This is a genomic window from Sphingomonas sp. CCH9-F2 (assembly GCF_001556735.1).
GTDB lineage: Bacteria > Pseudomonadota > Alphaproteobacteria > Sphingomonadales > Sphingomonadaceae > Sphingomonas > Sphingomonas ginsenosidimutans.
Window position 1 is genome coordinate 1 of record NZ_LSJO01000123.1, and the last position, 327, is coordinate 327.

At 67.0% G+C, this 327-nt stretch carries 1 protein-coding gene; it reads right to left on the reverse strand.

Going from position 1 to position 327, the window contains the following annotated elements; translation table 11 throughout:
- On the reverse strand, positions 1 to 327 hold a 327-nt coding region (locus tag AX685_RS03810; protein ID WP_197418474.1), incomplete at both ends, for a MobA/MobL family protein.

The window sequence follows — 327 nt, forward strand, 5'->3', positions numbered from 1 at the left end:
GGAACGCGAACGTCGCAAGATCGCGGGTGGTGAACGTCGCCTGCTGCCGCGTGATCGCGTCCAGCGCGACATTGGGATTGGCGATGATCTTCGCGCCGTTCTCACGGGCGATGCGCGTGTGATCCTCGATCCGCTCCGCCTCTAGCCCCTGCTCCGGTCGCCGCGATGCAGCGGGGCCGATCTTGTGCTGCGGCTCCAGCTCGATCCCCTGCGCCTCGTAAGAGCGATGGTCGATCCGGCCCTCAAGCCCGAGCTCGGCCATGCGCTCGTTGACGTGCGCGCTCCACGCCTCGCGCCAGTCCTTCAACAGCTCGGTCGAGTTCCAGT